Origin of the sequence: Nonomuraea sp. SYSU D8015, from assembly GCF_008065375.1 — a bacterium.
GTDB lineage: Bacteria > Actinomycetota > Actinomycetes > Streptosporangiales > Streptosporangiaceae > Nonomuraea.
In genome coordinates this window covers 50349-73687 of record NZ_VJYI01000037.1, presented here as the reverse complement: position 1 = coordinate 73687, position 23339 = coordinate 50349, and the positions used below count along the sequence as shown (strand labels likewise).

The 23339-nt window shown below is 71.9% G+C and carries 24 protein-coding genes and 1 pseudogene; 10 read left to right on the top strand and 15 right to left on the bottom strand.

The window, feature by feature from the left end; genetic code table 11:
* Positions 1-5: 5 nt before the first annotated feature.
* A complete protein-coding gene (locus ID574_RS62600; protein ID WP_336245665.1) occupies positions 6-143 on the top strand; it encodes an aldo/keto reductase in 138 nt (45 codons plus the stop codon).
* A 71-nt stretch (positions 144-214) separates the two neighbouring features.
* On the opposite strand, the gene ID574_RS55615 is transcribed toward ID574_RS62600, so the two are convergent.
* Positions 215-928 carry an IclR family transcriptional regulator gene (locus tag ID574_RS55615; RefSeq protein WP_188197193.1) on the bottom strand — a complete coding sequence of 238 codons (714 nt, stop codon included), beginning with the start codon at positions 926-928 and terminating at the stop codon, positions 215-217.
* Between the two features lie 90 nt (positions 929-1018).
* Here ID574_RS55615 and ID574_RS55610 point away from each other — a divergent pair, with 90 nt between their 5' ends.
* The 3 genes from ID574_RS55610 (at position 1019) to ID574_RS55600 (ending at position 5298) form a co-directional block, all read left to right on the top strand.
* Positions 1019-2161, top strand: coding sequence for a pyridoxal-phosphate-dependent aminotransferase family protein (locus tag ID574_RS55610; protein ID WP_188197192.1), 1143 nt, complete (start codon positions 1019-1021; stop codon positions 2159-2161).
* Complete coding sequence (locus tag ID574_RS61255; RefSeq protein WP_223168108.1) at positions 2158-4050, top strand: SLC13 family permease; 1893 nt, start codon at positions 2158-2160, stop codon at positions 4048-4050. Before ID574_RS55610 ends, ID574_RS61255 begins: the two co-directional genes overlap by 4 nt.
* Before the next feature lie 210 nt (positions 4051-4260).
* Complete coding sequence (locus tag ID574_RS55600; protein WP_188197191.1) at positions 4261-5298, top strand: LacI family DNA-binding transcriptional regulator; 1038 nt, start codon at positions 4261-4263, stop codon at positions 5296-5298.
* A 30-nt stretch (positions 5299-5328) separates the two neighbouring features.
* Here the strand turns inward: ID574_RS55600 and ID574_RS55595 are convergent, their stop codons facing one another.
* Together ID574_RS55595 and ID574_RS55590 are read right to left on the bottom strand one after the other, a co-directional pair.
* A complete protein-coding gene (locus ID574_RS55595; protein WP_223168107.1) occupies positions 5329-5895 on the bottom strand; it encodes a hypothetical protein in 567 nt (188 codons plus the stop codon).
* Positions 5892-7121 carry a cation:proton antiporter gene (locus ID574_RS55590; RefSeq protein ID WP_188197190.1) on the bottom strand — a complete coding sequence of 410 codons (1230 nt, stop codon included), beginning with the start codon at positions 7119-7121 and terminating at the stop codon, positions 5892-5894. Before ID574_RS55590 ends, ID574_RS55595 begins: the two co-directional genes overlap by 4 nt.
* Before the next feature lie 45 nt (positions 7122-7166).
* Between ID574_RS55590 and ID574_RS55585 the strand changes: the two genes are divergently transcribed.
* Together ID574_RS55585 and ID574_RS55580 are read left to right on the top strand one after the other, a co-directional pair.
* A complete protein-coding gene (locus ID574_RS55585; RefSeq protein WP_188197189.1) occupies positions 7167-7361 on the top strand; it encodes a hypothetical protein in 195 nt (64 codons plus the stop codon).
* Positions 7358-8641, top strand: coding sequence for an ArsB/NhaD family transporter (locus ID574_RS55580; protein WP_188197188.1), 1284 nt, complete (start codon positions 7358-7360; stop codon positions 8639-8641). The genes ID574_RS55585 and ID574_RS55580 overlap by 4 nt, the downstream gene beginning before the upstream one ends.
* Here the strand turns inward: ID574_RS55580 and ID574_RS55575 are convergent.
* The 7 genes and pseudogenes from ID574_RS55575 to ID574_RS55550 all read right to left on the bottom strand — a co-directional run bounded on the left by ID574_RS55575 (position 8629) and on the right by ID574_RS55550 (position 13341).
* The gene (locus ID574_RS55575) at positions 8629-9210 is read right to left on the bottom strand and encodes a dihydrofolate reductase family protein (protein ID WP_188197187.1); all 582 of its coding nucleotides are present in this window, start codon (positions 9208-9210) and stop codon (positions 8629-8631) included. The genes ID574_RS55580 and ID574_RS55575 overlap by 13 nt on opposite strands.
* Before the next feature lie 80 nt (positions 9211-9290).
* On the bottom strand, positions 9291-10124 hold the full coding sequence (locus tag ID574_RS55570) for a universal stress protein (RefSeq protein WP_188197186.1): 834 nt from the start codon (positions 10122-10124) through the stop codon (positions 9291-9293).
* Between the two features lie 63 nt (positions 10125-10187).
* Positions 10188-11234, bottom strand: coding sequence for an aldo/keto reductase (locus tag ID574_RS55565; protein ID WP_188197185.1), 1047 nt, complete (start codon positions 11232-11234; stop codon positions 10188-10190).
* A 110-nt stretch (positions 11235-11344) separates the two neighbouring features.
* Complete coding sequence (locus ID574_RS61250) at positions 11345-11581, bottom strand: hypothetical protein (protein WP_223168110.1); 237 nt, start codon at positions 11579-11581, stop codon at positions 11345-11347.
* Between the two features lie 82 nt (positions 11582-11663).
* Positions 11664-11825 (bottom strand): annotated as a pseudogene (locus ID574_RS63280) (alpha/beta hydrolase-fold protein); the annotation flags it as partial.
* The gene (locus tag ID574_RS55555; protein WP_188197183.1) at positions 11816-12505 is read right to left on the bottom strand and encodes an alpha/beta hydrolase; all 690 of its coding nucleotides are present in this window, start codon (positions 12503-12505) and stop codon (positions 11816-11818) included. The pseudogene ID574_RS63280 and the gene ID574_RS55555, both read right to left, overlap by 10 nt.
* Positions 12506-12618: 113 nt before the next feature.
* Positions 12619-13341: a sulfotransferase family protein gene (locus tag ID574_RS55550; protein ID WP_336245664.1), complete on the bottom strand. Its 723-nt coding sequence runs from the start codon at positions 13339-13341 to the stop codon at positions 12619-12621.
* 205 nt (positions 13342-13546) lie between these two features.
* Between ID574_RS55550 and ID574_RS55545 the strand changes: the two genes are divergently transcribed.
* The gene (locus ID574_RS55545; RefSeq protein WP_188197182.1) at positions 13547-14596 is read left to right on the top strand and encodes a Glu/Leu/Phe/Val dehydrogenase; all 1050 of its coding nucleotides are present in this window, start codon (positions 13547-13549) and stop codon (positions 14594-14596) included.
* A 28-nt stretch (positions 14597-14624) separates the two neighbouring features.
* Here ID574_RS55545 and ID574_RS55540 read toward each other — a convergent pair whose 3' ends face one another.
* The 3 genes from ID574_RS55540 to ID574_RS55530 all read right to left on the bottom strand — a co-directional run bounded on the left by ID574_RS55540 (position 14625) and on the right by ID574_RS55530 (position 16803).
* On the bottom strand, positions 14625-15242 hold the full coding sequence (locus ID574_RS55540; protein WP_188197181.1) for an MBL fold metallo-hydrolase: 618 nt from the start codon (positions 15240-15242) through the stop codon (positions 14625-14627).
* A 221-nt stretch (positions 15243-15463) separates the two neighbouring features.
* Positions 15464-16204, bottom strand: a complete 741-nt coding sequence (locus tag ID574_RS55535) for a fibronectin type III domain-containing protein (RefSeq protein ID WP_188197180.1) — start codon at positions 16202-16204, stop codon at positions 15464-15466.
* Positions 16205-16209: 5 nt separating this feature from the next.
* Entirely contained in the window at positions 16210-16803 is a 594-nt protein-coding gene (locus ID574_RS55530; RefSeq protein WP_188197179.1) for a hypothetical protein, read from the bottom strand.
* A gap of 140 nt (positions 16804-16943) precedes the next feature.
* Between ID574_RS55530 and ID574_RS55525 the strand changes: the two genes are divergently transcribed.
* The 3 genes from ID574_RS55525 (at position 16944) to ID574_RS55515 (ending at position 21538) form a co-directional block, all read left to right on the top strand.
* The gene (locus ID574_RS55525; RefSeq protein WP_188197178.1) at positions 16944-19979 is read left to right on the top strand and encodes a discoidin domain-containing protein; all 3036 of its coding nucleotides are present in this window, start codon (positions 16944-16946) and stop codon (positions 19977-19979) included.
* A gap of 44 nt (positions 19980-20023) precedes the next feature.
* Entirely contained in the window at positions 20024-20416 is a 393-nt protein-coding gene (locus tag ID574_RS55520) for a hypothetical protein (protein ID WP_188197177.1), read from the top strand.
* Between the two features lie 264 nt (positions 20417-20680).
* Positions 20681-21538: a GNAT family N-acetyltransferase gene (locus ID574_RS55515; RefSeq protein WP_188197176.1), complete on the top strand. Its 858-nt coding sequence runs from the start codon at positions 20681-20683 to the stop codon at positions 21536-21538.
* A 20-nt stretch (positions 21539-21558) separates the two neighbouring features.
* On the opposite strand, the gene ID574_RS55510 is transcribed toward ID574_RS55515, so the two are convergent.
* Positions 21559-22386, bottom strand: a complete 828-nt coding sequence (locus ID574_RS55510) for a carbohydrate ABC transporter permease (protein WP_188197175.1) — start codon at positions 22384-22386, stop codon at positions 21559-21561.
* Positions 22386-23339: a carbohydrate ABC transporter permease gene (locus ID574_RS55505; RefSeq protein ID WP_188197174.1), complete on the bottom strand. Its 954-nt coding sequence runs from the start codon at positions 23337-23339 to the stop codon at positions 22386-22388. Before ID574_RS55505 ends, ID574_RS55510 begins: the two co-directional genes overlap by 1 nt.

Here is a 23339-nt window from a genome sequence, read left to right as displayed (position 1 = left end):
CCCGCATCACCTCCGTCCTGGTCGGCGCCTCCAGCCCGGAACAACTGGAGGCCAACGTGGCCGCCGTGGACCGCCTCGACTTCACCGACGAGGAGCTGACCGCCATCGACCAAGCCGCCAAGGAGGCCGGGGTCGGCGCGTAGCAGGTATTGACGATGTGAAGCCACCTGATCGTCGTCTGCCGCCCTGAAACCGGCGGCGGACGGCGATCCCGCTAGCGCGGCAGGGACTCGCTCAGCGTCCGCGCCGCCTGGGTGACGAGCTTGCCGTACTCCCGCCTGAGGTCGTCCGGCATGCGGCTGGCCGGGGTGGAGACGCTGAGGCTGGCGACCGGGCCGTCGGGGCCGATGACGGCGGCGGCCACGGCGGCGATGTCGGAGCGCCACTCGCCGCGGTTGTCGGCGTAGCCGCGGGCGCGCACCTCGGCCAGCTCGGCGCTCAGCAGCTCCGGGTCGGTGATCGTGGTGTCGGTGTACGTGGGCAGCTCGGCGATGGGGCAGTCCAGGTAAGCGAGCACCGCCTTGCCGTTGGCCGAGGCGTGCAGCGGCAGCCTGATGCCGAGCGGCAGCACGATGCGCAGCGGCTTGTCGGTCTCCAGCCGCTCGATCAGCACGACCGCGTCACCCTCCGGGATCATGAGGTGGATGGTCTCGCCGGTGCGCTGGCGCAGCTCCTCCATGACCGGCAGCGCCACGTCGCGCAGCCCCAGCTCGGCCCGCCGCCCCACCTGCAGGGCCTTGCTGGTCACCTGCCAGCGCGTGACCGTGCCCCCGGCGGGCCTGATCCAGCCGGCCTCGTGCAGCGTGCGCAGGGAGCGCTGCACCGTGCTCTTGGGCAGGCCGAGCCCGCGGGCCAGCTCTCCGACGCCGGCGGGCTGACGAGCGGCGACCTCTTCGAGCACGCGGAGGGCGTTGATCACGTTCTGCATCCATTGACTCCTCTGCAGGCTGATTTTAATGTTAATGAACCGCTACACGGCACATTGTGCCGTGACACGGCACGACAGGAGCATGACGACGTGGGCCGCCACTTCCTGCAGATCCCAGGACCGACCAACGTCCCCGACCGGGTGCTGCGCGCCATCGCCCGCCCCACCATCGACCACCGCGGCCCCGCCTTCGCCGAGCTGGCGGGCGAGCTGCTGGAACGGCTCAAACCGGTCTTCGGCACCCGCCACGACGTGGTGATCTATCCCTCCTCCGGGACGGGGGCGTGGGAGGCGGCGCTGGTCAACACGCTCTCGCCGGGCGACCGGGTGCTGGCGTTCGAGACCGGGCACTTCTCGGCCCTGTGGTGCGAGATGGCCACCCGGCTGGGGCTGGTCGTGGACCTGGTGCCGGGCGACTGGCGGCACGGCGCCGACCCGGACGCGATCGCCGACCTGCTCACCGCCGAGCACGCCGCGGTCATGGTGGTCCACAACGAGACCTCGACCGGCGTGCGCAGCCGCATCCCCGAGATCCGCGACGCCATGGACGCGACCGGGCATCCGGCGCTCCTGCTGGTGGACACGATCTCGTCGCTGGCCTCGATGGAGTACCGCCACGACGAGTGGGGCGTGGACGTGACCGTCGGCTGCTCCCAGAAGGGGCTCATGCTGCCGCCGGGGCTCGGGTTCAACGCGGTCGGGCCGAAGGCACTGGCCCACCGGGGGTGGCTGCCGCGCTCGTACTGGGACTGGGATCCGATCATCGCGGCCAACCGGCGGGGCTTCTTCCCGTACACGCCGCCGACGAACCTCCTGTACGGGCTCCGCGAGGCGCTGATCATGCTGGAGGAGGAGGGCCTGCCCCAGGTGTTCGCCCGGCACGACCGGCACGCCGAGGCCACCCGGCGGGCGGTGCGGGCGTGGGGGCTCGAGGTGCTCTGCGCCGACGAGCGCGAGCATTCCAGCTCGCTCACCGCGGTGCTGATGCCCGGCGGGCACGACGCCGACGCCGTCCGTGAGCTCATCCTGGAGCGGTACGACATGTCGCTCGGCACCGGGCTCGGCCGGCTGGCCGGGCGGGTGTTCAGGATCGGGCACCTCGGCCATTTCAACGACCTGATGCTGGCGGGGACGCTCGGCGGGGTCGAGATGGGGCTGCTCGGGGCCGGGGTGCCGATCAAGGAGGGCGGGGTGCGGGCCGCGCTGGCCTACCTCGAGGAGGCCGCCGGATGAGCCTGGCGGCGAAGCTGGCGCCGCTGATCGGCGGCGACGTCAGGGACGATCCCTACACCAGGCACCTGTACGCGTCCGACGCCAGCATGTACGCCATCGAGCCGCTCGCCGTCGCCTTCCCCCGCGACGCCGGCGACGTGCAGGCCCTGGTGGCGGCGTGCGTTGAGCTCGGGGTGCCGGTGCTGCCGCGCGGGGCGGGCACCAGCCTGGCAGGGCAGACCGTGGGCGCGGCGGTGATCGTCGACTTCTCCCGGCACATGAACCGGATCCTCGAGATCGACGGCGCCACCGCCCGGGTGCAGCCGGGGGTCGTGCAGGACCAGCTCAACCGGGCGGCCCGCGGGCACGGGCTGATGTTCGGGCCCGACACCTCGACGAGCAACCGGGCCACGATCGGCGGCATGATCGGCAACAACTCGGCAGGCAGCCACTCCGTCCGGTACGGCTCCACGATCGACCACGTGGAGTCGCTCCGCGTGGTGCTCGCCGACGCCACCACGCCCGATCTGGCCATGGACGCGCGGCTGAAGCCGGCGGTGGCCGAGGTCCTCCGCGGGGTGGATCTGACCGGGTTCCCGCGCTTCTGGCGTCACTCGGGCGGCTACCGCCTGGACCGCGCGCTCCGCACCTTCCCGGCGACCGGCGGCGCCCCCGCCGGCCACCCCACTGGGGGCCTGACCGGGAGCGACCCACCTGGCGGAGGGCCGGCAGGAAGGCCGGGGCGCGAAGGGCCGGGCGGAGGACCGGCGATCGGCTACGGGCCGGACGATGTGGACCTCACCAAGCTGATCGTCGGGTCCGAAGGGACGCTGGCCGTCGTGACCGAGGCCACGGTGCGCCTGGTGGAGCGGCCGCGGGCCAAGGCGATCGCTGTCGGGCACTTCACCTCCACGCTCGCCGCCGTCGCCGCCACCGCCGACGCGCTGGCCTTCGACGCCGCCTCCGTCGAGCTCCTCGACAAGGCCATCCTCGACCTGTCCAGGCAGCGCGTGGACTACGCGGCCCTCTCGGGCATCCTGGCGGGCGACCCGGAGGCGCTGCTGTTCGTCGAGTTCTTCGGCGACACCCCGGCCGAGGTGGCCGATCGGGTCGGCAAGCTGGCCGCGACCTGGAAGGCGAACGGCCACGGCTACCACACGCTCAGGGCCGTCGCCGAGCGGGACCAGGCGGCCGTGCCCGCCCCGGACACCCGCACGACGACCGCCCCGGACACCCAGACCACGACCGGCCCCGGCACCCGGACCACGACCGGCCCGGATACCGCCGCCACGACCGGGGGCGGGCTCCGGCTCACGCCGCACCAGGCGTTGACGCTGACCGGGATCGTGGCGCTCTGCCTGGCCGTGCTGGTGTTCAAGCTCGACGTCGGCCTGACCGCCGTCACCGTCGCCGTGATCCTCTCCCTCGCCTCCCCAAAGGCGAACAAGGGCGCCGTGGAGAAGGTGGCCTGGCCGACCGTGCTGCTCATCTGCGGCGTCGTCACGTACGTCGGCGTCCTGCAGGAGATCGGCACCGTCGACTACGTCGGCACGTCCGTCGCCGCGATCGGCATCCCGCTGCTGGTGGCGCTGCTGATCTGCTACGTCGGCGGCGTCGTGTCGGCCTTCGCCTCGACCGTGGGCATCCTGGGCGCGCTGGTGCCGCTGGCGGTGCCGCTCCTGGGGACGGGCGCGCTGGGACCGATCGCCATGATCGCGGCTCTGTCGGTGTCGTCGGCGATCCTCGACGTCAGCCCGTTCTCGACGACGGGCGCGCTGCTCGTGGCCAACGTCAGGGGCATGCAGCGGGACGTGTTCTACCGCAAGCTGCTCGCGTACGGCGCGGTGATCGTCGTGGCGGGCCCCCTCGCCGCCTGGGGCGTGCTGGTCGCACCCGGCTGGCTCGGCTGACGGCCGCCTCACCGCCCGGCGTCCCCCGCTGGACGCCGGGCGATGCGCTGCCGATCTTCGCGAGGCACATCCGAATCGGGCGGATTGAATCGTTTCATAATGCGGGTCGTGCACTAGACTACGGCGCAAGGATGAACGCGGTTATGACCTGAGGCGATGTACTACTCAGCGCGTTGACACGATTCAAGCAGGTTGTCATACCGAGGGGCCATGTCGAGCATCAAAGAGGTGGCCCGGGTCGCGGGGGTCTCCGTCGGCACTGTGAGCAACGTGCTCAACCGGCCCGACATGGTAGCACCCGAGACCCGGGATCGCGTGCTGGCCGCGATCGCGCAGCTCGGCTACGTCCGCAACGGCTCGGCCCGCCAGCTGCGGGCCGGGCGCAGCCGGACGATCGCCGTCGTGGCGCTCGACCTGGCCAACCCGTTCTTCATCGACGTGCTCAGCGGCGTCGAGGCGGCCGCGCAGCGTGACAAGCTCACCGTGATGGTGTTCAACAGCAGCAAGGACGCCGACCGCGAGGCCCGGCTGCTGGAGATGCTGGAGGAGCAGCGCCCCCTGGGCGTGCTGATCACACCCGTGAACGATCGGGGCCAGCGGGAACGGCTGGACCGGCTGGTCTCCCGCGGCATCCCGGTGGTGCTGTTCGACAATTCGTCGCGGCTCAGCCACGGGTGCGCCGTCGCCGTGGACGACGTGCTCGGCGGCCGCCTGGCCGGGCTGCACCTGCGTGAGCGGGGGCACCGGCGGATCGCCTTCGCCGGCGGGCCGTTCACCGTCCGCCAGGTGGAGGACCGCCGCGACGGGCTGGCCGGTGTGCTCACTGCGGATGAGACGCTGACCGTCATCCCCTTGCCCGACCTCAACGTCGCCACCGGCCGCACGGCCGGGCAGAAGATCGCCGAGATGCCCCCCGCCACGCGGCCCACCGCGGTCTTCTGCGGCAACGACCTGGTCGCGCTGGGCGTGCTGCAGGAGCTGACGCAGCGCGGGCTGCGGGTTCCCGACGACGTGGCGATCCTCGGCTACGACGACATCGACTTCGCCGCGGCGGCCGCCGTGCCGTTGTCGTCGATCCGGCAGCCGCGCGAGCAGCTCGGCCACACGGCCACGGTGATGATGCTGGAGGAGGCCAACCAGGGCTCCCGGCACCAGCACCGGCATGTCATCTTCCAGCCCGAGCTCGTGGAGCGCACCTCCACCGCCGCGATGCGGACCGAGCCGAAGGCGGCCGAGGCTGCCACATGACCGGCCCGCATGGGCGCGGGCGCGCTGGGGTCAGGTGAGGCCGCCGCCGGAGGCGCCGTCCGCGCGGTCGAGGCGCTGGTAGAGGCCGTAGACGAAGCGGGCGCGGTAGTCGGCGCCCTCGTGGGTGAAGCCGACCGTCCAGTGGTGCGGGGCCGAGCCTTCCAGGTGGGAGGCTCCGGGGAAGCTCGCGCCGACGTCGGCGACGACACAGCCCCAGGGCACCAGCTCCGCTAACGACAGCACCTTGGGCGCGCCCGGACGGACGAACCACTGGTTCCACACCTCCCCACCGGGGCCGAGAAGGACCTCGAACCGCAGGTCCGGCCATGAGGGAAGCCGCCATCGGGCGACGTCGCAGGTCAGGCTGCCGACCGGGCGCGCGCCTTCGTCCGCGGGCGGCCCGAGCGCCATCCGGTACAGGGCCCGCCCCTTCGGCGCCCGCGCGGAGTGCGCCATGGCCGTCCACTGGGTGTGCGCGGCCCGGAGCTCGGCACGGGTGGCGCCCATGGCCTCGAGCGCGTCGTCGACCCGCGCGGCGTCCAGGTCGCGCATGCGATGCATCAGGGCCAGCTCGAACTGGCGCACCCCGAACCTCACGGCGCCGCCTCCCCCCGCTCGGCCTTGCGCAGCCGCCGGGCCGCACCGTACCAGGCCGGGACCTCACGCTCGTCGTCGAAGCCGCGGGCCACCACGATGTCGGTGGAGGAGTGCAGCAGGATCGACAGCACGATCGTCACGGCGACGATCTGGAACACCTGCTGCGCGGCGGCGATGCCGGAGCCGAGCACGAGCAGCCCGTACACGACGGAGGCGAAGCCCTTGGGCCCGAACCAGGCCACCGCCGCCTGCTCGCGCACGGACAGCCCCGAGCGCAGGAACGACAGCCAGATGGCGACGGGGCGGGCCAGCACCAGCGCGAGGACCGCGAACAACCAGCCACGCCAGCCCACCGAGCCGAGCAGCGCCGGGGTGATGAGCGCGCCGAACACCAGCAGCGCGGCCAGTTTGAACACCTCGGCGATCAGCTCGCCGAAGTGCTCGAACGACTCCCGCTGCCGCGGCCCGAAGGTCGCCACGGTGATCCCCGCCGAGAACGCGGCCAGGAAGAGGTTGCCGTGCGTGGCCTTGCCGAGCGCGAGCACGAGCAGGCCGATGGCCAGCGCGTTGAGCGGCTCGTACTGGGTGGAGGCCGAGAACCAGCGGGTCTGCTCCAGCTTGATCGCCGCCCACGGGACGGCGACCCCGATGACGATCCCCAGGCCGAGCTCCAGCCCCAGCGCGCCGAGATGAAGGTCTTCAGAGCCCGACGCGATCGCCAGGAAGAGGATGACGAACGGCAGCGCCAGCCCGTCGTTGACGCCCGACTCGACGTTGAGCAGCTGCCGCAGCCGGGGCGGCACCTTCTCGTTGCCGACCAGGGCCGCGGCGAACACCGGGTCGGTGGGCGCCAGGATCGCGCCGATCAGCAGCGACTCGATCCAGCCCAGGCCGAGCAGGTAGTGCGCGCCGACGGCGGTGATGCCCAGGGTGAGCGGCAGGCCCCAGCCCAGCGCCCGCCCCGGCAGCCGCCAGGCGCTGCGCAGCTCGGCCCAGCCCACCCTCATGCCGTCGGTGAACAGCACGGTGAACAGGGCCAGCTCGGCCAGGGTGCCCACGAGGTCGTCGCCGGGCCGCAGCGAGACCACGCCCAGCGCGCCGTCGCCCAGCAGGAACCCGGCCACCAGGAACAGCGCCGCCGTGGACAGGATGGTGCGGTGGGCCAGGCTGGACAGCAGCACGGCGAGCAGCAGCACGCCCGCGAACGCCGTCAGTAACGTCCCCATCAGGGGCACCGCGAGAGACAGGGCACCAGAGCCTCCGGTCGGATCATGGACAAGCTGTTGCCGACCAGACTTCCCGGCGCACCGACGCTTACCTTAGCGGTTCTTGATACGTTGGTTACAGGTGTGCCGGGAAGTCTGGTCGGCGAGTCCTTTATCCGTTTTGGCCAGAAAGATATGCCTGTGCACTTTCAAGACCACCTTGCCGGCCGTTCCCTGACCGACCAGGTGGTCGTGGCGTGAGCGCGCTCTCCTGGGTGAGCGTGGCGGTGTTCCTGACCGCGTACGCGCTGATCGCCACCGAGAAGGTCCACCGGGTCGCCGCCGCGCTGGGCGGCGCGGGGATCATGTTGCTGATCCACGCCACCGACGCCGGCGCGGCGTTCTTCTCCGAGCACTCCGGCATCGACTGGAACGTGATCTTCCTGCTGCTCGGCATGATGGTCATCGTCGGCGTGCTCAAACAGACCGGCGTCTTCGAGTACCTCGCGATCTGGGCGGCCAAACGGGCCCGCGGCCGGCCGTTCCGGCTGATGGTGCTGCTGGTGATCATCACGGCTCTGGCGTCGGCACTGCTCGACAACGTCACCACGGTGCTGCTGATCGCGCCCGTGACCTTCCTGGTGTGCGAGCGGCTGGCCATCAACCCGGTGCCGTTCCTGATCGCCGAGGCCATGGCGTCCAACATCGGCGGCGCGGCCACGCTGGTCGGCGACCCGCCGAACATCATCATCGCCAGCCGGGGCGGGCTCACCTTCAACGACTTCCTCATCCACATGGCGCCGCTGGTGGTCGTGCTGATGGCGGTGTTCGTCGGGTTGTGCTGGTGGATGTTCGGCCGCCGGTTCCGCTACGACCCGGACCGGGCCGCGGAGATCATGGCCTTGGACGAGCGGGAGGCCATCGCCGACCACCGGCTGCTGTGGCAGTCGCTGGCCGTGCTGGCCCTGGTCATGGCGGCGTTCGTGCTGCACCCGGTGCTGCACTACGAGCCGTCGGTGGTGGCGCTGCTCGGAGCCGGGGTGCTGGTGGCGGTGACGAAGGTACGCACCGAGCAGGCCATCGCCGAGGTGGAGTGGCCCACGCTGGTGTTCTTCGCGGGCCTGTTCGTCATGGTCGGCGCCCTGGTCGAGACCGGCGTGATCGGCCAATTGTCGGAGACCGCGGTGGCGGCCACCAGCGGGCGGCTGGAGCTGACCACGATGGTCCTGCTCGGCGCCTCGGCGGTGTTGTCGGCGATCGTGGACAACATCCCGTACGTCGCCACCATGAGCCCCATCGTGGAGCAGCTCGTGCAGGCCAACGGCGGCCACCAGGTGCTGTGGTGGGCGCTGGCCTTCGGCGCCGACCTGGGCGGCAACGCCACGGCGGTCGGCGCCGCGGCCAACGTCGTGGTGCTCGGCATCGCCGCCCGCAACGGCACCCCGATCAGCTTCTGGCAGTTCACCAAGTACGGCCTGATCGTCACGGCGGTGACCGTGGTGCTGGTGGCGCCCTACCTGTGGCTGCGTTACCTCGTGTAGGTGGCGATGATCACGCCGGTGGGGGTCGTCGCGGAGTCCGCCGGCTCGTACGCGGTCAGCCCCGTGCCCGAGTCCGCGAACAGCCGCCGCCCCGACCCCAGTGTCAGCGGGTGGATCAGCAGGACGAGCTCATCGACGAGGCCGGCCGCCAGCAGCGATCTGACCAGCACGCCGCTGCCGAACACCACCAGGTTGTCCGCGACCTCCTCCTTCAGGCCGGCCACGGCGTCTGCCGCGTCGCCCTTGAGGAGGATCGAGTTCTCCCAGGGCAGCGGCTCGGTCAGCGTCGTGGACGCCACGTATTTCGTGACCCGGTTGAGCGCGTCGGTGAACGGGTTCGGCGCCTGCCGGGGCCAGTAGTCCGCGAAGCGCTCGTACGTCGTGCGGCCCGCCAGCAGGGACCACGCGCTCGACATGCGGGCGCCCATCGCCTCCTGCATGGCCGGGTGCTGGGCCCGGGTCGCCCAGCCGCCGTGCCGGAACCCGTCGCGCGGGTCCTCGTCGGGGTGGCCGGGGGCCTGCATGACGCCGTCGAGGGTCAGGTGCTCGATCACGATGACCTTGCCCATGCCGTGACCTCTTTCCTCAGTCGTCCGGAACTCTCACCCCCTACACGGACGGGCCGCCGCCGGATCGACGGCTTCGGGGCTCATTCTCCGCGGGGCCGTACCACCGCGACGGGGGTGGTGAGGCGGTGCAGGACCGCGTGGCTGACCGAGCCGAGCACCGCGGAGGCGAAGCCGCCCAGCCCTCGCGAGCCCATCACGAGCAGGTCAGCCGTGCTGCCCGCCTTGATGAGGACGTTCACCGGGTGTCCCGGCACCTGCTCGTCCACGATCCGGACGTCGGGGTTCTTCTCCCGCCACGGCGTCACCCGCTCGGCCGCCGCCCGGCTCTGCTGCTCGTAGGCCTCTTCGAGCAGGACGTTGTACGCGGCCGCGTACGGCGAGACCACCGGGGCCTGCCAGGCGTAGACGACGTGCAGCGGGACGCCGCGGGCGCGGGCCTGGCCGACGGCGTACCGGATGGCGGCGTCGGAGTGCTCGGAGCCGTCGTCGCCCACGACCACCCGGTCGTGCTCCACCGCCGAGAGCCGGCGCACGATCACGACCGGCCCGGCGGCGTGCCCCGCGACGCCCATGCCGATCGAGCCCAGGATCATCCCGGCGAACCCGCCGAGCCCGCGGCTGCCCAGCACCACGCTGTCGGCCGCCGCCGACTCGCCGATCAGGGTGTCGATCACGTTCCCGGACAGCAGCTGCGTCGTCACCTCGACGTCCCGGGTCAGGGCGCGTGCCCGGTCGGCGGCCGCGGCCAGCACGCCGGCGCAGTACTCCGTCCCGGCCCCGGCGTACGACCACTGCTCGCACACGTGCACGATCCGCATGGCCGGCCCCCTGCGCTGCGCGTCGGCGGCGGCCCACTCCACGGCCGCCGTCGCCGGCGCGGACCCGTCCACGCCGACCACGATGTGCCTGGTCATCACGCACCTCCTCACCTCCAGTGTCCCGCCGCGCACGGCGCCGCAGGCGGGGGCGCGCGGAGATCAGGAGGCGTGGATGAGGGATTCGATCGGCGGGTTCAGGCGGGCGAAGCCCTCCTGGCTCCGGTACGGGTAGTAGGGGTAGGCGGCCGTGGCCGTGCTGGCGGCGTCGAGCCTGGCCACCTGTTCGCGGGTGAGGCTCCAGCCGACGGCGCCGAGGTTGTCGCGCAGTTGTCGCTCGTCACGCGCCCCGATGATCACGGAAGCGACGGTCGGGCGCTGGAGCAGCCAGTTCAGCGCGATCTGGGGGACGGTCCTGCCGGTCTCGGCGGCGATCTCGTCGAGGACGTCGACCACCGCGTACAGGCGCTCGTCGTCCACCGGCGGGCCGTAGGCGGCGGTGCGGTGCAGCCTGCTGCGCTCGGGAAGCGGGCTGCCGCGGCGGATGCGGCCGGTGAGGCGGCCCCAGCCGAGCGGGCTCCACACCAGCGCGCCGACGCCCTGGTCGAGGCCGAGCGGCATCAGCTCCCACTCGTAGTCCCGGCCGATCAGGGAGTAGTACACCTGGTGGGCCGCGTAGCGCGGGTAGCCGTACCGTTCGGCCACCGCGAGCGACTTCATGAGGTGCCAGCCGGAGAAGTTGGACGCGCCGACGTAGCGGAGCTTGCCGGCCCGGACGAGGTCGGCGAGCGTGGACAGCACCTCCTCGATCGGCGTGGCCGCGTCGAACGCGTGCAGTTGGAACAGGTCGATGTAGTCGGTGCCGAGGCGGCGCAGCGCGTCGTCCACGGCCTTGATCAGGCGGGGGCGCGAGGTGCCCGCGCCGCCGTCGGCCGTGGGCAGCCCGGCCTTGGTGGAGATGAGCACCCGGTCCCGCCTGCCCTTGATCGCCTGGCCGAGCACCTCTTCGGAGGCGCCGTCGGAGTAGACGTCGGCGGTGTCGAACAGGGTGACGCCCGCGTCGAGCGCGATGTCCACGAGCCGCCTGGCCTCCGCCGCGCCGGTGTCGCCCCATGCGCCGAACAGCTCGCCCTTGCCGCCGAACGTCCCGGCGCCGAAGCTCAGCGCGGGAACCTTCAGCCCGGACGCCCCCAACTGCCGATATTCCATGATTCCGCCCATCTATCGTTAACGGGTTATCTTTCCCATTAAGAAGATAGCAGTCGAGATCACCGACGGACACCGGGCGCCGGCCGAGCCACCGGAGGCGGGTGACCGGTTCAGGCGCACTTCCAGGACGCGGTGAGATGCCGGAGTCCTTCGCGCAGGGCCGGACGCCAGCAGGGGGTGTCATGCCCGCCCGGGAACTCCCGCACGGGCACCTCCTTCGCGTGCGGCCGGGCCGCCTCGGCGAAGTGGTCGATGGACTCCCCGAGGGTCAGGCGGCGGTTGCCGGTCTCCGCCTCCAAAGTGCCGCAGCTCAGCCACAGCCGTACCGGCCAGGGTCGGCCGGTCACGGGCCAGGCGGGTGAGCAGCTCGGGCCCGGCGGGCCGGCCGAGGGCGCGGGCGGCCCGGCCGCGCGGCCCCCACCAGAAGGACCCTGACATCGCCAGCGCCGCGCCGAACACGTCCGGCCGCTCATGGGCCAGGTAGGCGGCGGTCAGCCCGCCGAGGCTCGCTCCGGCCACGATCACACGGTCGGGGTCGGCCGCGGCGCCGTGCCGGGCGCGCAGCCACGGGACGAGCTCCGTCACGACCATCGAGGTGAAGGCGGGATCGCAGGAGAGCTCGTCGTCGCGCCGCCTGCGGGACAGGTTGTGGACGTAGGCGACCAGGAAGGCGGGCAGCCCCCCGCGGCGATGGCCTCGTCGAGCTCGGCGGCGAACCAGGCGAACGCCTCGCCGTCGAACAGGACGACCAGAGGCAGGTCGTGGCGCGTGGCCAGGAGACCCGGAGGCCGGTAGACGGTGATCGGGCGCGGCAGCGGGCCGGCTCCCGCGCGCTCGGTGACGAGCCGCCCGTGCCGTACGGGGCGGTGCCGCCAGTCCTGATCGGCGGCGCCGGGGCGGGCCAGGGGCGAGACCCAGTCGGCGATGGCCGCCGGGGTGGGGACGTCCTGCCGGCCGAGCAGGCCCAAGACGTTCGGCGTGCCGCCGGACGGGAACCGGGCGCCGTACGCCCACACCTGGCGGCCCCTGCCGTCCACGCCCAGCCGCCGCATCCGCTGCGGAAGCACCTGGCGTACGCCCAGGATCCAGAGCGACAGTGGGGCGCGGTCTCCGGCGACGGCGAACGTGACCTCGGCCTCGCCGGAAGACGACCGCTCGACGACGGGGCCGCGGGCGGCCGCGACGGCGTCCATCAGCTCGTCGAGGTGCCGCGCGGCGGGTCGCTCGGGAAGCGGCGAGGAGCGGGGTTTTCGCCGGTCCGTACGGGGCATGCTGCTCGCGCCTGATGGCCGCCTCCCTCGATCACACCGAACTAAGGTGAGGCGAACCTAAATCAACGCTCCTTGTCCGCCACCGGCGGCGCGAGCAGTGCGAGATCGGCGGCTCAGCGGTCCTGAGGGCCGAACGGGAAGGCCGACATGTCGCCCGCCTGCATCCGCGCGAACGACTGCCGCATCGTCTCGGCGTCGTTCAGATGCGGGAACGGCTCATCGGCCGGGACGTCCACGCCGAGGAAGGCGCACAGCGGCTCCCACCCCTCCCGGACGTCGAACACCAGCAGCCGGTCCGCCGGAACGCCCTCCTTCACCGTCGCCGTGTGCCGCTCGAACGCCGCCACGGCCAGGTCCTCGTCCGCCAGGTCGTCCCCGAAGCTCCAGCCGGGCCCGAAGTAGGACCGGCCGATCTTCTCCAGCGCCGGCCGCATCCTCTCCATGGACTCGAACATCTGGCGCATCTGCTCGGGCATCTCGTCGCCCGGCTCCGGGCGGATCCCGCCGGACATCAGCATCCGGATGCTCGGATGCCATTTGCGCGGGTCCCGTACGGTGAGCACCACCTTCGCCTCGGGATAGGCGTCGGCGAGCTCGCGCCAGTAGTGGCTGGCGGGCCAGTCGGTCGCGGACTGGTAGCCGCCGGCGAACACCCGGTTCCAGTCCTCGCGGGTCTTGACGTTCCCGGCGGCCACCTCCAGCCACCGGTCGACGTGGTCGGGATGGGTCATGACCTCGACCATGTGGTAGCAGGGGGCGAAGCCCAGCCGCTCTAACGCGGCCTTCATCGAGGTCGTGCCGGTGCGCGGAAGCCCCGCGCCGATGACTTTCATCATGCCGAGATCCCCTGTCGTCTCCGTTGACGGTCCCCCTCAGGCTAGGAGCCCGGGAGGCAAACCTCAACACCTGTATATTTTTGTGGCTTGAGCGGTCGGTGGTCCCTGCTCCCCTCATCCGGCGCCGCCGGCCCGTCGAACAGTGGGAGTGGAAGGCTGGTCGGCGGGTGCGGTGGGCATCGAACGAACGAGACGAGGAGCGGGAATGAGGTTCGTGGAACTGGTATCGGTGGATGGGTTCGTCGCCTTCGACCTGGATTGCCCGACGAGTGCGGGCGGGACCCGGCTCGCTCCCGACGTCACCCGCGACGAGGCCGGACTGCTGGCGCGGGCGATGACGTACAAGCTGGCCGTGCTCGGGGAGCGGATCGGCGGCGCGAAGGCGGTGCTGCGCGCCACGGTGCAGGAGCGGGCCGAGACGGTGGCGCGCTACTGCCGGGAGATCACGCCGCTGGTCGAGAAGGGCGTCTTCCTCACGGCCTCCGACCTGGGCACGCGTACGCAGGACTTCGCCTCGCTGCCCGGCTACCGCACCGACTCGGTGATGCATCAGGAGGTGGACGGCGAGCTGGTGGACACCGTGGTGACCGGGCTCGGCGTGGTGGCCGCGGCCGAGACCGCGCTCGGCGGGCTGTCCGGGCGGTCGGTGGCGGTGGAGGGGTTCGGGAAGGTGGGCGGCGCCGTGGTGCGGGAGGCGGCGCGGCGGGGCGCGCGCGTCGTCGCCCTGTCGACGCTGCACGGCTGCGTGGCCGACCCGTCGGGACTGGACGTGGCCGCGCTGATGGAGCTGCGCGCCGAGCACGGCGACGCCTGCGTCGGCCGCCTCGGGCTGCCCGTGCTCCCGGCCGGGGCGCTGTACGAGGTGGCGGCGGACGTGCTGGTGCCCGGCGCGCGGACGGGGACGCTGACCGCCGAACGCGCCGCCCGGGTGCGCGCCCGGGTGGTGGCCCCGGCGGCCAACGTCCCGTACACGGCGGCCGGGCTGCGCACGTTGCGGGAGCGGGGCGTGGTGGCGCTGGCGGACTTCGTCTGCGGCGCCGGGGCCACCATCGGCTACGTGGCCGAGGTGGCCGGTCAGATCTCCGACGCCGCCTCGGCGCGAGCCCTGGTGGAGCAGAGGGTCCGCGGCCTCACCGCCGCATCGCTCGACCACCCCGGCGGCCCGTTCGCCGGCGCGTGCGCCCTGGCCGAGGAGTTCCTGGCCACCTGGCGCGACCCCGCCGGCCTCCCCGGCGGGCCGCCCGTTCAGGAGTGACGGACCTCGCTGAGCGGCTCGCAGGAGGTCACCCGGGCAGGCGCTCGGCGGCCGCGTGCAGCCACGCCCCGGCGTCCTTGACGAGCGGGTCGCCGTGGCCGAAGCAGGCGACCTCGACGTCGAGGGCCGCCAGCCGCCGGAAGGACGCGGCGGCCCCGGCCGGGTCGGCGTTGAAGACCCCGAGGATGACGTCTCCTCCCTCAGGTCCCCGGGCCGCCGTGTCGCCGGTGAACAGCACTCCCAGGTCGGGGAGGTGGTAGGTCACGCTGCCCGGCGTGTGTCCTGGCGCCGCCACCGCGACGGCCCGCACGCCGCCGCCGAGATCGATCACGTCGGCGTCGTCAAGCTCGCGGTCGACCCTCACGGGCTCGGGACGGGGCATGCCCGCCATCGCGGCCTGCACGTCACCCCAGGTCGCGAGCTCGGCCGCCGGGCCGACGTGATCTTCGTGGAAGTGCGTCAGCAACACGGTGCGCAGCTCCTCCGGATGGCGGCCCACCTGCCGGATCGCCTCGGCGATCGCCGGCGCCGAGCCGGGCGCACCGGTGTCGATCAGGGTCAGCCCCTCCGGACCCGCCCAGAGGTAGGCGTGCCCGATCGGGAAGCGGAGGTGGTGGAGGCGGGGCTGCAGCTCGACGACGTCCATGCCACGACGGTAGCCGGGGGGCTCGCAGGTGATCGGTGCCGTACGCCCGCGGCGGATCTGCTGTGGGCGTACGTCGGAGGCGGCCGGCCTCGGTCTACGCCCCCGGGACCCATGACCTGTGGGGCCTGCCGGACGGACGGCTCGTCACGGCGGACATCCGATCACTGCTCCGAGCCGCCCGCCGACAGCCATGACGAGAGATAGGATGATGATCTTCTCCTTCAGTCGCCGCCCGTGGTCAGCCGGACGACGTTCGACGGGGCTCCGTGGCGGATCGCCCGCACCCGGTACGCGGCCCGGCGCTCCTCGGGCAGTGTGATCAGGCCGAACGCGTTGACGTCCGGGTCGAGCGCGGCCACCACCCGGAAGCCCGGCCGGCCCGCCGGGCGGTTCTCCAGCAGGTATCCCTCCTCGTCGCCGGCGCGGTCCGTCCAGGTGAAGGCCACACCGCCGGCCTGCGTGACGGTGGCCCGCAGGCCGGTCGGCGCCGCGTCCCCGCTCCCGGTGGGCAGCGTGCCCCGCGGCGTGCCCGGGACGGTGCGCGGTTGCGACCAGCCGGGGGACGGCTCCGGGTACGGCCCGTCCCCGACGGTCACGTCGACGGGTGCCGAGGCCAGACCGTAGTAGGGGCGCAGCCGGTAGTGGAACATGGTCCTCGGGATGAGGTCGGGATGGGTGTAGGCGGTCTCCTCCGGCGGGAGGAAGGCCAGAATCGTGTACGGACCCTCGGGCTCGGTGGCGAACTCGAGCACGTGCCCGGCCGCGTCCGGATCATGCGCGTCCCAGCGCAGCACGACGTCGACCGGCGACACCAGGGCCGCCGACAGGCGGACCCCCGCCGACCGCCGCCCCTGCTCGGACGCCGCCGGGCCGGAGACCGGTCGCGGCCAGGGCTGCGCCGCCGGCGCAGCCGCGCAGCCTGCGACGAGGAGCAGGAGGAGAAGCGCCACCAGAGCCCGCATCCGCGCTACTTCCGCCAGAACCGGATGCCGCTCCACTGAACCGTCGCCGGGCCCTGGCCGCTGTTGGTCCGGTAGGCGCCGAACTTGTCGTAGAAGCTGCCGCTCTCGCTGGACACGGTGTGCTTGAGCGACCCGTTGACGTACGTCCGATGGCTGCTGCCGACCACGTGCACGGTGTTGACGCGCACCGTGGTGCCGACGGTCGCGCCCGTGGCGATCGTGGTGCCGCCGTGCACGGCGTACAACCGGCCGCCGCGCTCGACGGCGAGCATGAAGAACGGCCCGGTCGTCTTGAACGTCTGCTTCAGGCTGATCCGGGTCCCCTCCAGGCTGGTGATCCGGAAGTGGCCCTCGAACTGGCGGGTGCCGCCGGAGTAGGTGGCGTAGCGCCGTTCGGCCCGCTGGTCGCCGCTGGACGTGGAGCAGGTCAGCCGGAACGTCAGGTCGCTGACGTCACCGCACCCGCGCTCCTGCACGGTGAACGTCGGCGAGTACGACGTCCACGGGCCTGACTCCACAGGATCGGCCGAGGCGGGCAGAGCCGCCACGGCTGGAGCGAGCAGCCCGATCGCCGCCGCGCCGACGAGCACTAATCGCATCTCTTCTCCTGATTAGGAAACTTTCCTATTGTAAGTCATAGGACCACTCACCTAACGGCGCGTCAAGAGCGGCGTGAAGTGGCCTTGACACCGCGCAACCCCTGACATATTCATCGGATGTCCCGTCGATGGGTGGTCCCATGAGACTTCGAGTCCGCACCTTCTCCGTCGTCCTGACCCTCGCCGTGATCGCGGCCCTGCTCACGGCTCCGGCCGCCCGCGCGGAGGTCGAGCATCCCCGGCAGCAGTGGTTACGCGACTCGACGGCGGGCCTGTTCCTGCACTGGGGCATGTTCACCGCGCCGCGCCACCTGGACTGCGCGACCTGGGAACGCGCCGTGACCGAGGGCGGCTGGACCGCCGGCTACTGGGTGGACGAGGCCCGCAAGCTCGGCGCCTCGTACATCGTGCTGGCCACCTTCCACAGCAGGCTCGGGTACGCGCGCCCGTGGCCGTCGGAGATCCCCGGGAGCTGCGCCACCCGGCGGGACTTCCTCGGCGAGCTGGTGAAAGCCGGGAAGGCGAAGGACGTCCGGATCATCCTCTACATGACCGACGACCCGCAGTGGCACGACGAGCAGGGCGTCGAGACGCTCGACTCGGCCGCATATTCGGCCCACAAGGGCCGGCAGGTCGATCTGACGACCCGCGCCGGGTTTGGCATGTACAGCTATGACCTGTTCTTCGAGGTCATGGAGAAATATCCGGACTTGGCGGGGTTCTGGATCGACAACGACAACGAGTACTGGGAGCAGAACAAGCTCTACGAGCAGATCCGGGAGCGGCGGCCGTCCTGGTTGCTGAGCAACAACAACGAGGACACCCCGATCATGGACACGGTCAGCAACGAGCAGAAGACCGGCATGACGCCGCCGTACGACTACCCGCAGGCCGCATGGACCCCGATGCCGCGCCTGGTCGAGGCCGACTACAAGCTGCCCACCACCGGCGACTGGTGGTACGACGGCGGCGACCACCCCGTCGACGTCCGCCTCAGCACCGGCCGCTACATCGCCAACGCCGGCTCGTCGATGAAGTCGCTGATGGCCCAGACACCCATGGTGAACGGCAGGTTCCCGCCCCAGCAGGAGGCCTTCAACGCCTTCATGTCCACGTGGGTCCCGCCGATCAAGGAGTCGCTCCAGGGCACGGAGGGCGGCGGCTACCTGTACGGCGGCATGCAGCCGGGCTTCTGGAACGACGGCGCGCACGGCGTCGTCACCGTCCGGCGGGGCGGCGCGAAGGTGCAGTACGTGCACGTGGTGACCAGGCCCAGCACCGACCTGGTCACGCTCCGGGACAACGGCTACCGCGTGACCCGGGTGAGCGACCTGCGTACCGGTGAGCGGATGCGCTTCAGCCAGTCCGGCGGGCACCTGACGATCCTGGGCATCACGCGGTGGGACCCGTACGACACCGTGTTCAAGGTCGAGACGGCCGGGCAGCAGCACTTCCACGACCAGTCCACGATCCGCGCCACCGCGTCCTCGTCACACGCGGAGCACCCGGCCGCCGCCCTCGTGGACGGCAGCTTCCAGGACTACTGGGACAGCGGAGCCCGGCTGCCGGTCTCGGTGACGCTGGACCTGGGCCGCCCGCGCAAGGCCGCCTATCTGGCGGTCAACCAGCGCGAGTGGTCGCCGACGTACGCGCGGGAGACGTTCGGCCGGCCGGAGGACTCGGCGCGGATCAAGGACTACCGCGTCTACGTGAGCGACGACGGCAGGCGGTGGGGGACGCCGGTGCGTTCCGGGGCGCTGCGCAGCGCCCGGGGCGTGCAGATGATCGACCTCGGCGAGCAGCACGCCCGCTACATCAAGCTGGAGGTGCTGAACACCTGGGCCGGTCCGCAGGCGCCGCGTTTCCACCGGCAGCTCCAGATCGACGAGATCAGGGTCGCGTACGGTTACCCGCGCGCCTCCGGAGTGCCGGTGCCGCTGGAGGCCGAGCGGCAGCAGCGCTCCGGCGCGGCGCGGGCCGAGCCGTGCCCGGCCTGCTCGGGCGGGGCGAAGGTGACCGGGCTCGGCGGCGGACCGCGTAACGCGGTCATGTACCGGGAGGTCACGGTACCCACGGCAGGCGACTACCGCCTGCAGCTCGACCACACCGCGCCGGACTCGGGTGCATCGCGTGTCGCGCCGGACGCGGGGGCATCCTCGGAGGCTGCCCCGGACTCGGCGGCATCGGAAGCCGCCCCGGGCCCGGGCGCATCGGAGGCCGCCGCGAGCCCGGGCGCGTCAGAGGCCACCCCGACGGCGGCGTCCCTGTCGGTCTCCGTCAACGGTGCCGCCCCGGTCGAAGTGCGGGTCGCCGGGGACAACGCGGGCGTGCCCGCCTCAACCGCGCTGCCGGTCCCGCTCCGCGCGGGGGCGAACACGATCACGCTGTTCAGCACGGCCGCCAAGGGGCCGGGGGTCGACCGGGTCGCGGTCGCGCCGATGCCGCCGGCCTCGTCCGTGCCCAAGACGACCATGACGGTCGACCCCTCCGGCCTGCAGTGGGTGGGCCCCGGACAGCAGTCGCTGAAGGTGTCGGCGACGCTGCGGCTCGACGCCGACGACGTGCTCGACCGCGTCTCACTGGCCCCGGACGCGCCCGCGGGATGGTCGGTGGATGGCGGCCCGGCCACCGCGGACGCGCTGCGCCTCGGGCAGACCTTGACGGGCACGTGGACGCTGACCTCGCCGCCCGGCCAGGACGTGACGGCGACCGACGTCCCGATCACGGCGTCGTTCCAGGTGCTGGGGCGGGCGAACACGGTCACGCGGCAGCTGCGGATCCGGCCGCGCCCGGTCGACCGCGTGTTCGTGCGGGAGGCGGAGGACTCCGGGAACCAGATCGGCAGCGCCGGCATCACGAACTGCTCCGCCTGCTCAGGCGGGCAGAAGGTGCGCAACCTCGGCGGCGGGCCGGACGCGTACGTGCTGTTCGAGGACGTCACGGTGGGCGAGGCACGGCAGTACACGCTGTTCATCGACTTCACGGTGAACGGCGACCGCTCGTACTTCCTGACCGTCAACGGCGGGACACCGGTGGAGGTGAAGGTGACCGGCGTCGGCAACAACCGGCCCTACACCACATCCGTCCCCGTCACCCTGCGCTCCGGCCCCAACACCATCAAACTCCACAACGACACGGCCCCGGCCCCAGACCTGGACCGCATCTCACTCGGCTGACGCCTCCACCTCGTGCCCCGGCTCGACGCAACGCACCGCCCGCCGTGGGCTGGCACGACAGGCCCGACGCCGCACCGCAGGCCGACGCCCCACAGCAGGCCGACGCCCCACAGCAGGCCGACGCGGCACGGCATGACAGGCGGTGGGCCAGGGTAGACACGGTCGGCCGGACGACCCCTCGCCGAACGTGGCACGCCGCGCCGGGCGTGGCGGGGAGCGGCGCGGGCGTGACGGAGCCGGGCATGGCGGGGCCGGGCGTGGCGGGCCGGGCATGGCCGGGCATGGCCGGGCCGGACGTGACGGAGCCGGACGTGACGGAGCCGGACGTGACGGAGCCGGACGTGACGGAGCCGGACGTGACGGAGCCGGACGTGACGGAGCCGGACGTGACGGAGCCGGACGTAGCGCCGCCCGGAGCGGGCGGGGGTGCGTGCTGACCCCTGGCGCCCCAGCCGTCGTCTGGGGGCGACCGGTGCCGCACCCCCGTCATCCGGCGCACCGGCGAACGCGCCCGCTCGCCGCGCTCCCCCGCACTCGCCCCCCGCGCCCGTCAGCCGCGCTCGCGTGGGAGGCAGACGCCCGGGCGCCCCATCCTCCCCTCCCCGGCCGTCACGTGAAAGGAGCGGGTCCAGCCCCGGCACAACCTCTCCCCCGACCTGGTGATTTGATGGAGGAAGCGGCCGGGCACGGGGGTGATTTCCATGGATCTCGTACTGCGCGCCGGAACCGCGGACGACGCGCGTGAATGCGGCAGGATCTGCTACGAGAGCTTCGCCGCTCTCGCCGACGCCCATGGCTTCCCGCACGACTTCCCCAGCGTGGGAGTCGCGATCGAGACGATCTCGACACTGCTGGCCCACCCGGGCTTCTACAGCGTCGTCGCCGAGCTCGACGGACGCATCGCCGGCAGCAATTTCCTGGACGAACGTTCGCCGGTGGTCGGCGTGGGCCCCATCACCGTCGATCCGGCGGTCCAGAACCAGGGCATCGGCCGCACGCTCATGCAGAACGTCATGCACCGCGCCGCCGACCGTCAGGCGCCCGGCATCCGGCTCCTGCAAAGCGGTTATCACTGCAGGTCCTTCGCCTTGTACGCGGGCCTCGGCTTCGAGTTCAGGGAAACCTTGGCCTGCCTGCAGGGCACTCCGCCGCACCAGGGCATCGACGGCCACGCGGTGCGCCCGGCGACGGACGCGGACCTGCCGGCCTGCAACGACCTGTGCCGCCGCGTCCACGGTGTCGATCGCGGCGGGGAGGTCGCCGACGCGCTCAAGCTGGGCACGGCCCGCGTCGTCGAGCACGACGGCCGGCTGACCGGCTACGCCACGGACCTGGCGCTCTTCGCGCACGCGGTGGGCGAGACCACCGAGGACGTCAAGGCCCTCATCGGCTCGGCCCTCTCGTTCGGCGGGCTCGGCATCCTGGTCCCCGCGCGCAACAGCGCGCTGCTCCAGTGGTGCCTGGGCAACGGCCTGCGGGTCGTCCTGCTCATGAGCCTGATGACCATCGGCCTGTACAACGAGCCCGCGGGCGCGTACCTCCCCTCCATCCTGTACTGAGGGCCTGGACTGAGGGCTGGTCAGCCCTTGAAGGCGCCGTCCATGATCCCGGCGACCATCCGCCTGCCGACGAACACGAACAGCAAGAGCAGCGGCAGAGTGGCCAGGAACGAGCCGGACATGGCGAGCCCGAGATCGATGTCCAAGCTGTTCTGCAGCGCCTTGATCGCGATCTGCGCGGTGTACATCTCGGGCGACTTCAGCACGATGAACGGCCACAGGAAGTCGTTCCACGCGGTGACGAAGCCGAGCAGGCCGATCACGAACGCGGCCGGCCGGACCAGCGGGAACGCGATGCGCCAGAAGATCTGCCAGGTGGTCGCCCCGTCGATGCGGGCCGCCTGGAGGAGCTCGTCGCTGATCGTGGCCCCGATGTGCTGACGCATCCAGAAGATGCCGAACGCGCTCGCCAGGCCGGGCACGATGAGCGCCTGCAGGGTGTCCACCCAGTCCAGCGCAGAGATGATCATGTACTGCGGGATCACCCCGAGCTGGGTCGGCACGGTCATGGTCAGCACCACGATCAGGAACAACGCGTTGCGCCCGCGGAAGCGCAGCTTGGCGAAGGCGAAGCCGGCCAGCGAGCAGAGCACCGCGTGCCCGACCCCGATGGCTCCGGCCACGATGAGGCTGTTGACCATCGAGCTGACGAACGGCACCGTCTCGAGGACCAGCCCGGCCAGGTGGAAGAAGTTGCCGCCGGGCACGATCTCGGGCGGCATCTGGGTGGCGGTCGCGCTGTCGGTGCTGGCGACCACGAACATCCAGTACAGCGGGAACAGGCAGGCGAAAACGGCCAGGCCGAGGAGGAGATAGGTCCACCAGCGGACACGGTTGGCCTTGTTCATCAGCGCTCCGGGCGGACGCGGGTGGACAGGACGTAGTTGAGCGCGGCGAAGGCGATGATCAGGACGAACAGCGCCACGCCGATGGCGGCGCCGTAGCCGAACTGGAACTGGCCGAAGCCCTGCTCGTACAGGAAGAGCGTGAGCGTCTGGCACTGGCGGACCGCCCCGCAGGTCTGCGCCGCGACCCGGGAGATGAGCAGCGGCTCGGTGAAGATCTGCAGCCCGCCGATCGTGGAGGTCACGATCGTGAACACGATGACCGGCCGCAGGGACGGGATGGAGATGTGGCGGAACTGCTTCCAGCCGCCCGCGCCGTCCACCGCCGCGGCCTCGTACAGCGAGCGCGGGATGGCCTGCAGCGAGGCCAGATACAGCAGGGTCGTGTAGCCGAACCAGCGCCAGGTGACCATCACGGCGATGAGCAGGTGGCTGCCCCACACCGACTGCTTGAAGTCGATCGGCTCCACACCCACCAGCCCGAGCAACCAGTTGAGCAGACCGTAGTCGCGGTCGAACATCTGGGCGAAGACGATGGCGGTGGCCGCGACCGAGGTGATGTACGGCACCAGCATCGACATCCGGAAGAACACCGCGAACCGCAGCCGGGCGTGGTTGAGCAGGTGCGCCAGGCCCAGCGCCAGCAGCAGCTGCGGCACGGTCGACAGGAGCCAGATGCTGATGGTGTTCCAGGCGGCGTTCCAGAACCGGGCGTCGTCGAGCAGGCGGGTGAAGTTGTCCAGGCCGATGAAGATGTGCTCGCCGATCGGGTTCCAGTCGAACAGCGCCACGTAGAACGTGAACAGCAGCGGCACCAGGCCGAACACCGCGAAGATCAGGAAGAACGGCGCGATGTAGGCGTACGGGGCGAGGCGCTCGCCGATGCCCTGCCGCACCCGGGTCGTGGCCGCGGGCGGCGCACCGGCCGCCCGCGGCGTGCTGAGAGTGGTCGTCAC